The organism is Halobacillus salinarum, assembly GCF_022919095.1.
GTDB lineage: Bacteria > Bacillota > Bacilli > Bacillales > Halobacillaceae > Halobacillus_B > Halobacillus_B salinarum.
In genome coordinates this window covers 262683-277091 of record NZ_CP095073.1, presented here as the reverse complement: position 1 = coordinate 277091, position 14409 = coordinate 262683, and the positions used below count along the sequence as shown (strand labels likewise).

Annotated in this window: 15 protein-coding genes; all 15 read left to right on the top strand. The window is 43.6% G+C overall.

Annotated elements, in window-relative coordinates; translation table 11 throughout:
* The first annotated feature begins 45 nt into the window (after window positions 1-45).
* On the top strand, window positions 46-609 hold the full coding sequence (rnmV, locus tag MUN89_RS01570; RefSeq protein WP_244710836.1) for a ribonuclease M5: 564 nt from the start codon (window positions 46-48) through the stop codon (window positions 607-609).
* Complete coding sequence (rsmA, locus tag MUN89_RS01565) at window positions 599-1471, top strand: 16S rRNA (adenine(1518)-N(6)/adenine(1519)-N(6))-dimethyltransferase RsmA (protein WP_244710834.1); 873 nt, start codon at window positions 599-601, stop codon at window positions 1469-1471. The genes rnmV and rsmA overlap by 11 nt, the downstream gene beginning before the upstream one ends.
* A 68-nt stretch (window positions 1472-1539) precedes the next feature.
* Entirely contained in the window at window positions 1540-2415 is an 876-nt protein-coding gene (gene yabG / locus MUN89_RS01560) for a sporulation peptidase YabG (RefSeq protein ID WP_244710832.1), read from the top strand.
* Window positions 2416-2671: 256 nt separating this feature from the next.
* Window positions 2672-2932: a biofilm formation stimulator Veg gene (veg, locus tag MUN89_RS01555; protein ID WP_244710831.1), complete on the top strand. Its 261-nt coding sequence runs from the start codon at window positions 2672-2674 to the stop codon at window positions 2930-2932.
* A 163-nt stretch (window positions 2933-3095) separates the two neighbouring features.
* Entirely contained in the window at window positions 3096-3275 is a 180-nt protein-coding gene (locus tag MUN89_RS01550) for a small, acid-soluble spore protein, alpha/beta type (RefSeq protein WP_244710829.1), read from the top strand.
* A 113-nt stretch (window positions 3276-3388) separates the two neighbouring features.
* The gene (gene ispE / locus MUN89_RS01545; protein ID WP_244710827.1) at window positions 3389-4258 is read left to right on the top strand and encodes a 4-(cytidine 5'-diphospho)-2-C-methyl-D-erythritol kinase; all 870 of its coding nucleotides are present in this window, start codon (window positions 3389-3391) and stop codon (window positions 4256-4258) included.
* A 59-nt stretch (window positions 4259-4317) separates the two neighbouring features.
* The gene (gene purR, locus MUN89_RS01540; protein ID WP_244710825.1) at window positions 4318-5136 is read left to right on the top strand and encodes a pur operon repressor; all 819 of its coding nucleotides are present in this window, start codon (window positions 4318-4320) and stop codon (window positions 5134-5136) included.
* Between the two features lie 202 nt (window positions 5137-5338).
* Window positions 5339-5635 carry a septation regulator SpoVG gene (spoVG, locus tag MUN89_RS01535; protein WP_244710823.1) on the top strand — a complete coding sequence of 99 codons (297 nt, stop codon included), beginning with the start codon at window positions 5339-5341 and terminating at the stop codon, window positions 5633-5635.
* A 165-nt stretch (window positions 5636-5800) separates the two neighbouring features.
* On the top strand, window positions 5801-7180 hold the full coding sequence (glmU, locus tag MUN89_RS01530; protein ID WP_244710821.1) for a bifunctional UDP-N-acetylglucosamine diphosphorylase/glucosamine-1-phosphate N-acetyltransferase GlmU: 1380 nt from the start codon (window positions 5801-5803) through the stop codon (window positions 7178-7180).
* A 17-nt stretch (window positions 7181-7197) separates the two neighbouring features.
* Entirely contained in the window at window positions 7198-8148 is a 951-nt protein-coding gene (locus MUN89_RS01525) for a ribose-phosphate diphosphokinase (RefSeq protein ID WP_244710819.1), read from the top strand.
* A gap of 84 nt (window positions 8149-8232) precedes the next feature.
* The gene (locus MUN89_RS01520; RefSeq protein WP_244710817.1) at window positions 8233-8886 is read left to right on the top strand and encodes a 50S ribosomal protein L25/general stress protein Ctc; all 654 of its coding nucleotides are present in this window, start codon (window positions 8233-8235) and stop codon (window positions 8884-8886) included.
* A gap of 150 nt (window positions 8887-9036) precedes the next feature.
* Window positions 9037-9600, top strand: a complete 564-nt coding sequence (gene pth, locus MUN89_RS01515; protein WP_244710815.1) for an aminoacyl-tRNA hydrolase — start codon at window positions 9037-9039, stop codon at window positions 9598-9600.
* A gap of 73 nt (window positions 9601-9673) precedes the next feature.
* Window positions 9674-9904, top strand: coding sequence for an anti-sigma-F factor Fin (locus MUN89_RS01510; protein ID WP_244710813.1), 231 nt, complete (start codon window positions 9674-9676; stop codon window positions 9902-9904).
* Window positions 9905-9949: 45 nt separating this feature from the next.
* Entirely contained in the window at window positions 9950-13486 is a 3537-nt protein-coding gene (mfd, locus tag MUN89_RS01505) for a transcription-repair coupling factor (protein WP_244710811.1), read from the top strand.
* Between the two features lie 303 nt (window positions 13487-13789).
* Window positions 13790-14326: a stage V sporulation protein T gene (gene spoVT, locus MUN89_RS01500; RefSeq protein WP_244710809.1), complete on the top strand. Its 537-nt coding sequence runs from the start codon at window positions 13790-13792 to the stop codon at window positions 14324-14326.
* The last annotated feature ends 83 nt before the right edge of the window (window positions 14327-14409 follow it).

Below are 14409 nucleotides of genomic sequence, written 5' to 3'. Positions count from 1 at the left end.
TGGTATGCTATGTAAAGATTAATGAGCGTAAATGGAGGAACATCATTGAAGATTAAAGAAGTGATTGTTGTCGAAGGCAAGGATGATACGGCAAAAATACACCAGGCCGTTGAAGCGGATACGATTGAAACGAATGGGTCTGCAATTAATGCAGAAATCATTGCACGCATCCAGCATGCGTATGAGAAGCGCGGAGTGATCATTTTTACCGATCCGGACTACCCTGGTGAGCGGATCCGCCATATCGTTTCCCAGCATGTGCCCGGGTGTAAGCATGCTTTTCTCCCTAAGCACCTTGCGCGGGCAAAAAAAGACAAGGGGGTAGGAATAGAACACGCCTCCTTACAGGATATTAAGGAAGCACTGTCTGTGGTCTATGAGCCGGCAGAAGAGGCTGAAGCTGCAATCAGCAAACAAGATCTGATCCAATACGGTTTAATTGGGACAGAAGCAGCAGCAGCCAGGCGTGAAAAATTAGGGATTTCCCTGCATATTGGAAAAACGAATGGTAAGCAGCTGTTGCGACGTTTAAATATGTTTCAAATTACGAAAGACCAATTAAATGAAGCGATGAGACACATCACGCAGGAGGAAGAAAATGAACAATAAAGCTGTAGCAACTCCGACACGTACGAAAGAAATCCTACAAAATTACGGATTTGCTTTTAAGAAGAGCCTGGGGCAGAACTTCTTAATCGATGTCAACATTCTTAAAAATATTATTCGCCATGCGGGAATTGATAAAGAGGCAGGGGCGATCGAAATCGGTCCTGGCATCGGGGCACTTACCGAACAGCTGGGTCAGCATGCGGACAAAGTCGTTGCTTTTGAAATCGACCAACGACTGCTTCCTATACTTAACGAAACGTTAGCTCCCTATGAAAATATCCATATAATAAACGAAGACATATTGAAATCCGATATTCGAAAAGTCATTGGAGCGCATTTTTCGAAAGAACAGCCTGTTCGAGTCGTGGCCAACCTTCCTTATTACATTACGACGCCTATATTAATGAAGCTTTTAATGGATCGGCTGCCGATTGACAGTATCACGGTAATGATCCAAAAAGAGGTAGCTGATCGAATGGCCGCTGAGCCGAATTCAAAAAGCTATGGTTCGTTATCCATCGCCGTTCAATATTATACGACAGCAGAAATCGTCATGAATGTACCTAAGACCGTGTTTATGCCACAGCCTAATGTCGATTCCTCTGTTCTCCATTTACGCATGCGTGCTGAGCCTCCTGTGCAAGTGAAAGATGAAGACTTTTTCTTTGAAGTTGTCAAAGCCTCCTTTGGGCAGAGAAGAAAAACACTCATGAATAACTTAGCTCGTCACTTCAGCGGAAAAATGAACAAGCAGGCGATTCAAGAGCATCTGAATGAAGTCGGAATCGATCCGAAGCGCCGCGGGGAATCCCTATCCATGGAAGAGTTCGCTCTGCTGGCTGATATTTTATATAAAAAATAGCGGAAGCTGGCACATGGTTCTATCTCTCACATACACTACATTAGTGCTTGTTGTGAGGTGGAGAAGACATGATAACCAATGGAGATCTTGTTACCCGTAAGTCTTACCAGCATGACGTTTTATTTCGAGTAAAATCTGCCGGCGGCCCGCTCGTGAAACTGATGGGGGAAGATATTCGATTAGAAGCTGATGCCCCAATCGACGACCTTAGGCAGGTCACGGGAGCGGAATACCGTCAAAGGAAAGCCGAAACAGATAAAAAAGAAGCGTACTCCTACCGGCTTTTTCGCCAGGATTACCGCCTTCTTAAAGAAAAAAGAGAGTCAGGCGCAGGCAGTGGATATACCAAAGAAAACGAAACCAATTACTTTCAAATCCCGCCTCGCATTCTTCACATTGACGGAGATCCTCTCTTCTTAAAAAAATGCATTTACCTTTATGAGCAGCTAGGGCTGCAAGTTCATGGCCAATATTTACACGAACGAGAAATGCCTGAGCAAGTACTCGGCCTTATAGAAAAAGTCCAGCCCGAAATTGTCGTTTTGACCGGGCATGATTCTTATTCAAAAGCAAAGGGGTCCGTACGTGATTTAGAAGCCTACCGCCATTCTCGTTATTTTGTTGAGGCCGTTAGAAACATTAGGCAGCGCTATCCGCATTTTGATCAAATGGTCATATTTGCCGGTGCCTGCCAGTCTCATTTTGAGTCCTTAATAAAAGCAGGGGCAAACTTCGCAAGTTCCCCTGCACGCGTCAATATTCACGCCGTTGACCCTGTGTATGTTGCTGCCCGCGTGGCTTATACGTCCTTTATGGATCATCTCAATATTTGGGAAGTCATACGGAACACAATCAGCGGACAGGAAGGACTCGGAGGAATAGAAACGAGAGGGTTGTTAAGAATCGGCATGCCCTATTCCAAAGAAGCTGAGGAGCTGTCATAAATAAAAAAATGCTGCTTAAAAAAAAGATAGCAGCGTTTTTTTACCCTTTTTTGCACCTGGTGTTGGTATGAAAACCCATATATACCGCCATTTTTCATCTGCTGCACATAATTTTCCTAAGTATGGATAGCCTAATTAAGACATATTTCACAAGTTCTTATGTTGACATTGATTTTAACATATTGTTATAATTAAATATTTTATTTGACTTTGTCCCAAGATTGTGATATATTTTTAAATAGTGAGGTGGAGTGTAGTGGCTAAAACGTTAGTAGAAATTAAGCAGTCCCTTGAAGGACAAATCGGCAAGCGTTTAACTTTAAAAGCGAACGGCGGCCGTCGTAAAACGATTGAACGTTCCGGCGTCCTGGCTGAAACTTATCCAGCCGTTTTTATTGTGGAGCTTGATCAAGATGAAAATGCTTTTGAACGTGTATCTTATAGTTATGCAGACGTACTAACAGAAACAGTAGAGCTAAACTTCGACGATTTACAAACGATAGCAATGGAACAGTAAACTCTTCGGGTTTGCTGTTTTTTTTTATTTTGTACATAATTCTTTTCATTACTCTTGAAAAGCTTTCCATGCTTACATACATATGCCTTAAATGAAATAGAGGTTCCTCCATATACTAAGTTTGTCGTAGCTTACTAAGTGGAAGCGAAAGGAGCTGAAGACGATGGGACGGAGAAGAAGTATGATGTCCGATTCGTTGAAAGAGGAAATCGCGAAGGAACTTGGGTTTTACGACAAGGTCCAAAAAGATGGATGGGGCGGGATCACTACACGTGATGCCGGCAATATGGTAAAGCGTGCCATTCAGATGGCAGAGGAACAAATGGTAAAGGATCAGCATTAAATAAAACTCTCCGGGGACCTCTCCGGAGAGTTTTTGCATAAAGGGAAACTCCCCACCAGCGGTCAATTGTGGTACAATGCTTTAAGATCATTTGTAAGGAGTAGGTTGGAAATATGCAAATTTTTGAAAAGGCTCCAGCCAAAATTAATTTGTCCCTTGATGTGTTACATAAGCGGAATGATGGCTTCCATGAAGTAGAGATGGTGATGACAACAATTGACCTCGCCGATCGAATTGAATTAACCTCTCTAGAAAGCGGAAAGATAACGATTGAATCGGAGAGCCGGTTCGTTCCTAACGATCAGCGTAATCTCGCTTATCGAGCAGCGAAGCTTATGAAAGACCAGTACAAGGTAAATGAAGGCGTAAACATTTTCATTGAAAAAAACATCCCTGTAGCGGCTGGGTTAGCAGGCGGCAGCAGCGACGCAGCTGCTGTGCTTCGAGGTGTGAACCGATTATGGAACATCCACGCGAGTTACGATGAGCTTGCCGAACTCGGAGCAAAGATTGGTTCTGATGTTGCATTTTGCGTTTATGGGGGTACGGCTCTGGCTACGGGACGAGGCGAAAAAATAACTAAGCTTCCATCGCCACCGCCTTGCTGGGTTGTGCTGGCAAAGCCTTCGATTGGTGTCTCGACCCAGACCATTTACCAGGCCCTGTCTTTAGAAAAAGCGGTGCATCCGAACACGGAAGCTATGATAAAGGCGCTTCATATGGGCAATTTTTACGGAATCTGTGCGGAAGTCGGCAATACTTTAGAGAATGTAACGATGAAACTGCACGAGGAAGTCGGGCAAATTAAAGAACAAATGAGGCAGGCCGGTGCGGATGCCGTGCTTATGAGCGGGAGCGGTCCTACTGTATTTTCACTCGTTTCCCAGGATGCCAGGGCGCACAGGATATATAATAGCCTGAAGGGATTTTGTGAAGAGGTTTATATGGTTCGTATGCTTGGTTATCAGGAAAAGACTTGCTAAAATCCGTACAAATTTGTTATATTAAGAGATAATATTCGGATTTTTTGAGGTGTCCTATTATGAAACGAAGTGAACGACTGGTAGCGATGACCTATTATGTACTCGATCGTCCGCGTGAATTGATTTCCCTGCCTTTTTTCTCACAAAAGTATGAAGCGGCTAAGTCTTCGATCAGTGAGGATCTCGGGATTATTAATAAAATGTTTGAGCAGGAAGGAATCGGTTATTTAGAAACGGTGTCGGGAGCGGCCGGCGGTGTGAAATATATCCCAGCCTTTTCTAAAGACTATAGTGAGCAATTTGTTCTCAAGCTGTGTAAGCAGCTGGAGGACCCACAGCGCTTGCTGCCTGGCGGATATTTATTTATGAGTGACATATTAGGCAGTCCGGAAACCACGCGCAATATTGGCAGACTCTTTGCCTCAGCTTTTGCTGATAAAGAAATTGATGCGGTAATGACTGTGGCTACAAAGGGAATTCCGCTGGCTTATTCTGTCGCTTCTTACTTAAACGTACCCGTAGTTATCGCAAGACGTGACCCTAAAGTAACGGAAGGTTCTACAGTGAGCATTAATTATGTCTCAGGATCCACTCGTAAAATCCAGACGATGGTCTTAACGAAACGTTCCTTGGAAGTTGGTTCAAAAGTATGCATTATCGACGATTTTATGAAGGCTGGCGGAACGATCAATGGAATGAGAAACCTGTTGAAGGAATTTAATGCTGAAGTAGCTGGAATCGGTGTCCTTGCTGAAGCAGAAGATGATGAAGAAGACAGGGTGGTCGAGGATTATATTTCGCTCGTCCAGATTATGAACGTAGACGATCGCCATTCTTCAATAGAGGTTCGTCCTGGAAATTTATTGAGACATATTTAATATAGTTTTTACAGCCAATTCAATCTTTTATGCGAAAAGTCCCTCCAATCATTGGTACAGGGGCTTTTTTTGTGCGACTATCGATCGGCAAGTTTTGAAAATTAATCAATAATAAAAATTTTTTTGAAAATAAGCAGGAATTTTTGGTGTTTTGTGGAATTCTTGTACATAAGTTCTTTTGCTGAAAAGGTGGTGAATCATAATGGAAGTAACTGACGTAAGACTGCGACGCGTGGATACCGAAGGAAGAATGCGAGCAATTGCTTCTATTACCTTGGACCAGGAATTTGTTGTCCATGATATTCGGGTGATTGATGGCAATAATGGATTGTTTGTAGCAATGCCTAGTAAACGAACTCCTGATGGGGAATTTCGGGACATTGCACACCCGATTAACTCTGGCACCCGTGGGAAAATCCAGGACGCTGTCCTTGAGGAATATCACCGTGCTGGTGAAGAGGAATCAGAGGTCGAATACGAAGAAGCGGGAGCATCTTAATACTTAGAAAGCAGAAGAGGGCTAGTCTTTCCGAAGGCTAGGCTTCTTTTTTAGTGCAAAAGTTTCATCCTCCACCTGTTCTCTAAGGAAGGGGAGATTGTTGAAATAACCCTGATTTTAAGATATTATTCATAATGGATAAATAGGATGGATGGAGGTTCTTTCATGAGCAATCGTTACGCAGTAGTTCTTGCCGCCGGACAGGGAACTCGAATGAAATCAAAGCTGTATAAGGTGCTGCATCCCGTATGTGGAAAACCGATGGTACAGCATGTCGTAGATCAATTAAAGGGCTTGGATTTAAATGAGTTAATTACTGTAGTTGGATTTGGTGCCGAGCAAGTACAGGAACAGGTTGGCGGGGACAGCCGTTATGTAGTTCAGGAAGAACAGCTCGGTACAGGACACGCTGTTCTTCAAGCGGATGATATGTTAGCGGATAAAGAAGGAACCACTGTTGTGGTGTGTGGAGATACACCGCTTTTAACAAGGGCTACTCTCCAGAAGCTATTGGACCATCATGAAGCGGAACAAGCGAAAGCTACGATTTTAACCGCTCATGCACAGGATCCTTTTGGTTATGGCCGTGTGATTCGCAGCGGTAATGGGCAGGTTGAGCGAATCGTTGAACAGAAGGATGCAAGTGAAGGGGAACAAGCGATTCAGGAGATTAACACTGGGACCTATTGCTTTGACAATGAGGCTCTTTTCAATGCGCTGAAAAACGTCTCCAACGATAACGTTCAAGAGGAATATTATCTTCCAGATGTCATTGAAATCCTGAAAAATGAAGCAGAAACTGTCAGTGCTTACCAGACGGACAATTTTTCAGAGTCTCTAGGTGTCAACGACCGCGTGGCCTTGGCCAAAGCTGAAAAATTAATGAAACAGCGTATTAATGAGCAGCATATGCGTAATGGAGTTACGCTGATTGATCCCGATCAAACTTATATCAGTCCGGATGTTCAGATTGGAGAAGATGTAATCATCTATCCTGGATGTGTGCTGGAAGGGGACACTAAAGTCGAGAACGATGTCATTCTTGGGCCCCACTCCACGATCAAGAATTGCCACATCGGAGCCGAGACGGTCGTGAAACAAAGTGTAGCTGCCGAAAGCCGTATTGGAGAACGAGTACAAATCGGACCGTTTGCCCATATTCGCCCGCAATCAGACTTAAGTGATGATGTGAAAATCGGAAACTTTGTCGAAGTGAAAAAAGCAAGCTTTGGTGAAGGAAGCAAGGCTTCGCATTTAAGTTATATTGGTGATGCGAAGGTTGGGCAGGGTGTGAACATAGGTTGTGGTACAATAACAGTGAATTATGATGGTCAAAATAAATTTTTGACAACCATTGAAGATGACGCTTTTATTGGCTGTAACTCTAATCTCGTCGCTCCGGTTACTGTAGGTAAAGGAGCTTATGTGGCAGCAGGTTCGACGATTAATCAGGATGTGCCCGCGGAGGCTCTGTCGATTGCCAGGTCTCGCCAGACGAATAAAGAAGGCTATGCAAATAAATTAAAAGCGAATAAAAAAGATTAACGGAGGGTGCAATCCAAATGCCAACTGGATATAAGGATTCGAAATTAAAGGTATTCTCATTAAATTCCAACCCTGCTCTTGCCGAGGAAATTGCTGAGAATATCGGAACTGAACTTGGAAAATGTACCGTTACTAATTTTAGTGATGGGGAAATCCAAATCAATATTGAAGAAAGTATACGCGGCTGCGACGTATACGTCGTGCAGTCCACCTGTGAGCCGGTTAATCAGCACATCATGGAACTGCTCATTATGATTGATGCGCTGAAGCGTGCTTCTGCAAGGTCGATCAATATTGTCATGCCTTATTATGGGTATGCCCGTCAAGACCGTAAAGCCCGTGCAAGGGAACCGATTACGGCAAAGTTAGTAGCGAATCTGTTACAGACTGCTGGAGCAAGCAGAGTGTTGATGCTCGACTTGCACGCTCCCCAGATCCAAGGGTTTTTTGATATACCTATTGATCATTTGGTAGGTGTGCCTATTCTTTCGGATTACTTTGAGGAAAAGAATTTTGAGGACATTGTGGTCGTTTCTCCAGATCATGGTGGTGTAACCCGCGCACGTAAAATGGCAGATCGTCTGAAAGCTCCGATTGCAATTATTGATAAGCGGCGTCCGCGTCCAAACGTTTCAGAAGTTATGAATATTGTTGGGAACATCGAAGGAAAAACAGCGATTATTATAGATGATATTATCGATACGGCAGGAACTATTACCCTTGCTGCGAACGCGCTTGTAGAAAACGGGGCGAATGAAGTGTATGCCTGCTGTACCCACCCTGTTTTATCTGGTCCGGCATTGGATCGTATTAATAATTCTAAAATCAAGGAATTGGTAGTTACCAATACGATTCCGCTGCGCGACAAAAAGAATGGAAAGATCACAGCTCTTTCTGTTGCACCGTTGATCAGCGAAGCGATTATCCGCGTACATGAACGTCAATCCATCAGCATTCTATTTGATTAGTTTTTTGTAATAAATAGGTTTACCCCGAGCCAGTTTGGGGAATCACAGTAAGATGAGTGGTTACTTTATTGGAGGTAGATTAACTTGGCTATTACATTGAAAGCAAATCAGAGACAAGATTTAAAACAATCTGTAACTCGTGAATTACGTCAGGAAGGCAATGTCCCAGGCGTAGTTTACGGCAAAGAAAAAGACCCTGTTACTGTATCAGTTAACAGCATAGAACTATTAAAAACAGTGCGTGATGAAGGGAAAAACGCTATCATCTCCCTTGATATTGATGGTGGCTCTACGGTGAATGTCATGCTTCATGAATATCAAATCGATCCTTTGAAGGATGAATTGATTCATGCGGACTTCTATGTTGTCAACATGTCCGAAGAAATGGACGTAGAAGTACCTGTTCACCTTGAGGGTGAATCGATTGGTTCTAAAGAAGGCGGCGTATTGCAGCAGCCTATGTACGAACTTGCGATTCGTGCGAAACCAAGCGACATTCCTGAAGAAATTCTGATCGATGTTTCTGAATTGAATATTGGGGACAGCATCATGGTTAGTGACCTGAAGGCTGCCCGCAATTATGAAATTACAGAAGATGAAAATGCGACGATCGTATCTGTAACTCCTCCGGAAGAAATGCCGGAAGAACCTGAACTTGAGGAAGCAGATCAAGAGCCTGAAGTCATCACAGAGAAAAGTGATGACGAAGAAGAAGAAGAAAAAGAAGAACAGGAATAATAAGATAGAGCTCAGGGCGTGGCCAAAAGGCCCGCTCCTTTCTTTTTTTTTCGCTGTCCATTTAATGGATTCGGGCTGTTTTGACATCATTTTTGCACGGGCTTTGATATAATAAAATAATAGCATCAGCTAAGTAAAGGAAGTTACGGAATGAAATGCATTGTTGGCCTTGGAAATCCAGGGAAAAAGTATGAACAGACACGCCATAATGTTGGCTTTATGATCATCGATGAATTAGTGAAGCAGAACGGCTGGAGCCTGGGACAGGAAAAGTTCCGAGGTTTTTATACTGTGGAACATGTACGAGGGGAAAAGGTGCTGCTTTTAAAACCGCAGACGTACATGAATTTGTCAGGGGAGTCGCTTCGTCCATTTATGGATTATTATGAGATCGATGTAGAAGATGTGCTTGTCGTTTACGATGATTTAGATCTCCCGCCTGGAAAGATTAGATTGCGTAAAAAAGGCGGTCATGGCGGGCATAATGGCATTCGTAATATTATCGATCATTTAGGCACGAAGGAATTTAAACGGCTTAGAATTGGTGTCGGCCGGCCTTCTGTTCCGATGCCGGTCGTGGATTACGTGCTGCATTCATTTGATAAAGAACAGGAAGAATCGATGAACGAAAGTATTCAGCAAGCCGTAAAAGCTTGCGAAGCCTGGATAGAAAAACCTTTTAATGAGGTTATGAATGAATTTAACGCTTCCTAGACGACAGGGATGGTATAAGCTGTGGTGGAGCCGGTAAAACTATATACCATCATCCGTCCAGGAGGTTGGAAAAATGAAAATTCATTATATTTGCCGGCACTGCCGACGTTCGGTGGGAGAGCTTGACGGCCGAGAGGTAAATGTTTCTCAGCTCGGCCTTGAACGATTAAATCATGAAGATCACCAGGAAATGGTGCAGGTATATAAGAATGGGGATATCACCATTCAAACGATTTGTGATTCATGTGAACAGGCTCTTAATGAGAATCCGCACTATCATGAGCTGGATTTTTTTATTCATTAAATCAGGATGTATCGTTAGAGCGTCTTGATGGTGGAGGAATTGTTTATGCAAGGAATAAAGGATTATTTACTTACGAAAGATGATATCCAATCTGTGACGGCCGGGTTTGAGTCAGGTATGAAAGAACAGATGGTTGCTGGCCTCTCAGGGGCCTCACGCAGCCTTCAGGTTGCCCTTCTTAACGAATCCTTAAAGCGGCCTGTTCTGCTCGTCACCCATCAGCTCATTCAAGCACAGCACCTGTATGAGGACTTGCAGGAATTGACAGATCCAAGTCAGGTGCATTTATATCCGGTAAATGAATTGATTGCCTCAGAGATTGCAATTGCGAGTCCTGAGCTTAGGAGTCAGAGAATAGAGGCGCTTAACCAATGGTTAAGACAAGACTCAGGCATTTTGATCGCACCTGTCGCAGCCTTAAAACGAATGATGCCGTCTAAATCCTACTGGGAGCAGAATCAGCTCCCTTTTCGTGTTGGAGAAGATGTGGATTTTGACCGTTATATTGAACAGATGGTGCATATGGGTTATGAAAGAACCCAGATGGTTGCCACCCCTGGAGAATTTTCTATCCGCGGGGGAATCTTGGATATTTATCCTTTAACTGCGGAATTCCCGTATCGCATTGAATTATTTGACACAGAAGTTGATTCCATCCGCACGTTTGACTCTGAGACACAGCGCTCTAAAGAAAAATATAGTGAACTATATGTAGGTCCGGCCACAGAACTGCTGCTCGAGGATGAAGACTTTGCAAGAGCTTCCCATAAGCTTGAAGAGGCATTGAGCCATTCATTAAAGAAATTGGCGAAGTCGGAAGCAAAGGAAACGCTGCAGGCTCACGTGGAAAGAGACTTGGAGCGGTTAAATCATCGCGAACGTTTTCAGGAAATGTATAAATACATCGGGTTCTTCTATGAGCCTTCTATGAGTCTATTAGATTACCTGCCACAACACGGACTCCTCGTACTCGATGAAATGAGCAGAATTCAAGAAACAGCTACCCGTTTGGACCAAGAGGAAGCCGAATGGCACCAAAGCTTATTAGAAGCAAACCAAACGGTTCATGACTTGAAAATATCTTACGACTGGCATGATACGTGGGCTCGTATGAAACAGCCACGACTTTATTTATCCGTATTCATGAGGCATATTCCTCACGCACACCCACAGAACATCGTGAATATTTCCAGCCGTCAGATGCAGCAATTCCACGGCCAGATGAATCTGCTGAAAACAGAAATGGAGAGATGGAAAAAACAGGACTATTCTGTGTTGATCCTGGCTCCTGATGAAAAGCGGAAAGAGAAGGTTCAAGCGGTACTTGAGGATTATGGGATGGAGGCAGTCACAGCTGACGGACTGGTGGAACTGCCTGTACACACGCCTGTAGTTATGCAAGGAAACATCAGCAGCGGGTTTGAATGGCCGATGCATAAGCTTGCTGTACTGACAGAGAAAGAATTGTTTAAGAAACGGACGGCAAAGCCTAAGCGAAAGCAGAAATTGTCTAACGCCGAGCGGATTAAAAATTACCAGGAGCTCAAAGTAGGCGACTATATCGTACACGCCAATCACGGGATTGGTAAGTACCTGGGAATCGAAACCCTGGAGATGAACGGCAGTCATAAAGATTTTCTTATGGTCAAGTATTCTGGAAATGACAAGTTGTTTGTCCCTATTGACCAGATTGACTTAATCCAGAAATATGTAGGCTCAGAAGGCAAAGAGCCTAAGGTCTATAAATTAGGCGGAAGTGAATGGGGAAAAGTCAAACGGCGTGTCCAATCCTCTGTTGAGGATATCGCGGACGATTTAATTGAACTCTATGCCGAGCGTGAGGCCTCTAAAGGCCATGCGTTTGGTGAAGATGGGGAAATGCAGCGCGATTTTGAAGCAGCTTTCGCGTATGAAGAAACCGAGGATCAGCTGCGCTGTATTGAAGAAATTAAAGAAGACATGAAACGGATCCGTCCGATGGACCGTTTGTTGTGCGGAGACGTAGGTTACGGCAAAACGGAAGTAGCTATACGGGCCGCGTTTAAAGCTATTGAAGACGGCAAGCAAGTCGCACTGCTTGTACCTACCACGATTTTAGCTCAGCAGCACTATGAAACACTGCAGGAGAGATTTCAGGATTTCGGGATCAATATCGGCCTCCTCAGCCGTTTTCGTACACGCAAGCAGCAAAAGGAAACCTCAGACCGTCTGCGCAAAGGACTGGTCGATTTAGTCGTTGGGACACACCGTATTTTATCTAAAGACGTGCAATTTAAAGATTTAGGCTTGCTTATTGTAGACGAAGAACAGCGTTTTGGTGTCAAGCACAAGGAAAAAATCAAACAATTGAAAGCTAATGTAGATGTGCTGACGCTGACGGCGACACCAATCCCAAGGACTCTTCATATGTCGATGCTCGGCGTAAGGGACCTTTCAGTCATTGAGACGCCGCCAGAAAATCGTTTTCCTATTCAGACGTATGTCCTTGAATATAACCCCGTGTTTATGCGGGAAGCGATCGAACGGGAAATGGCCAGAGAGGGGCAAGTCTTCTTCTTATTTAACCGCGTGGAAAATATTGAACGGATGTCCCAGGAGATCTCGGCCCTCGTTCCGGAAGCCCGCGTAGCGTTTGCTCATGGCCAGATGAATGAAACGGAGCTTGAAAACGTCATGTTTTCCTTCCTTGAAGGAGAGTTTGATGTTCTTGTCAGCACCACCATTATTGAGACGGGTGTAGATATCCCGAACGTCAATACGTTAATCGTCTATGATGCCGATCGCATGGGCTTAAGCCAGCTTTATCAGCTGCGCGGCCGTGTAGGGCGTTCAAACAGGGTAGCGTATGCCTATTTCACTTATCAAAAGGATAAAGTGCTGACAGAGGTTGCCGAAAAGCGGCTGCAGGCGATCAAAGAATTTACTGAATTAGGGTCTGGTTTCAAAATCGCGATGCGGGACTTATCCATTCGCGGTGCAGGGAATCTGTTAGGAGCCCAGCAGCACGGATTTATTGACTCCGTAGGGTTTGATATGTATTCTCAAATGCTTAAGGATGCCATTGAAGCGAAACGGCAAGGGAAAGAACCTCAAGCTGTTCAGCCTTTTCAGCCTGAGCTTGACTTGCAGATTGATGCTTATATTCCTGAGAGCTACATCCATGATGAGAAACAGAAGATTGATATGTATAAACAGTTCCAGGCTTTAGAGAGTGAAGAAGATATTCACGATCTCCGGGATGAGCTGATTGACAGGTTTGGCGACTATCCTGAAGAAGTCGAGAACCTTTTCCGTGTCTCTGCTATTCGTCTCTATGCCAAAAAAGCAAGAATTGAATCGATCAGTGAGAAGAAAAAGAAAATTGAAATGCTGATGGAGTCAGAGCAGAGCCAGCAAATTGATGGCGCAAAGCTTTTTGAATTCGCCAATAAATACGGACGGATCGTCCAGCTGGGCACCGAAGATAGTAAGCTTAAGGTCACGTTTACGTGGGATAAGAAGTCGCTCTTAAACCGCTATGAAATTGTTGAAGAATTTGTGCATCACCTTCCTGAATTATCAAGGGAGGTCACCACAGCTTAAATGAAATCAAGCTCCTTCTCTTGGAAGGGGCTTCTTTTTTTGCTGACAACCCTTTCTATTCTACTGTCAGACAGGAGTGCACTCCGTATAGTTGACTTTTTTATAGTTAATTTTACATAAAAAGGAAATCATAAGAAAAGAAGCTATCTTTGCAGGGAAAAAACGGAAAAACAACCGTATTTTCAAAAAAAAACCATACCGAGGGTGAATAGGTTTTTTCTGCTGTATCATACTATCCATATCACCAATTTTTTGCAAAGAACTTTTCTAATTAGTTTTTCTCTGAAAGGGAGGCAGCTTAGAATGAAAGCAACGGGAATTGTAAGGCGTATCGATGACCTAGGTCGAGTAGTCATTCCAAAAGAAATTAGAAGAACACTTCGAATTAGAGAGGGGGACCCTTTAGAGATTTTTGTAGACCGTGAAGGAGAAGTGATTTTAAAGAAATATTCTCCGATTAATGAACTTGGTGATTTTGCAAAAGAATACGCGGAAGCCCTGAGTGAATCTTTAGAAGTTCCTATTTTAATCAGTGATAGAGATGAATTCATTGCCGTAGCCGGCGGATCCAAAAAAGAATACTTAAACCAGTCTATTGCTTCTAAAATCGAACAAGTGATGGAGAGCAGAAATTCGGCAGTTGAAAAACATCCGAGCCCTGTAGAGTTTGTCCGAGGAAAAGAAGAAGATGTCATTTCTTATATCGTTCATCCTATCATTGCTCAAGGAGATCCCATTGGCTGTGTCGTAGCTTATAATAAAGAAGGCGCACCTATCGATGAGGGGTCTTTAAAGGCTGTAAAAACAGCCGCCAGCTTTTTAGCAAAACAAATGGAATAGAGGAAAACTTAAGGTCAGGTCTATTACTCAGGTCTGGCCTTTTTATATGATATAATGATGAAGTATTGATTAATTGTAGAAAG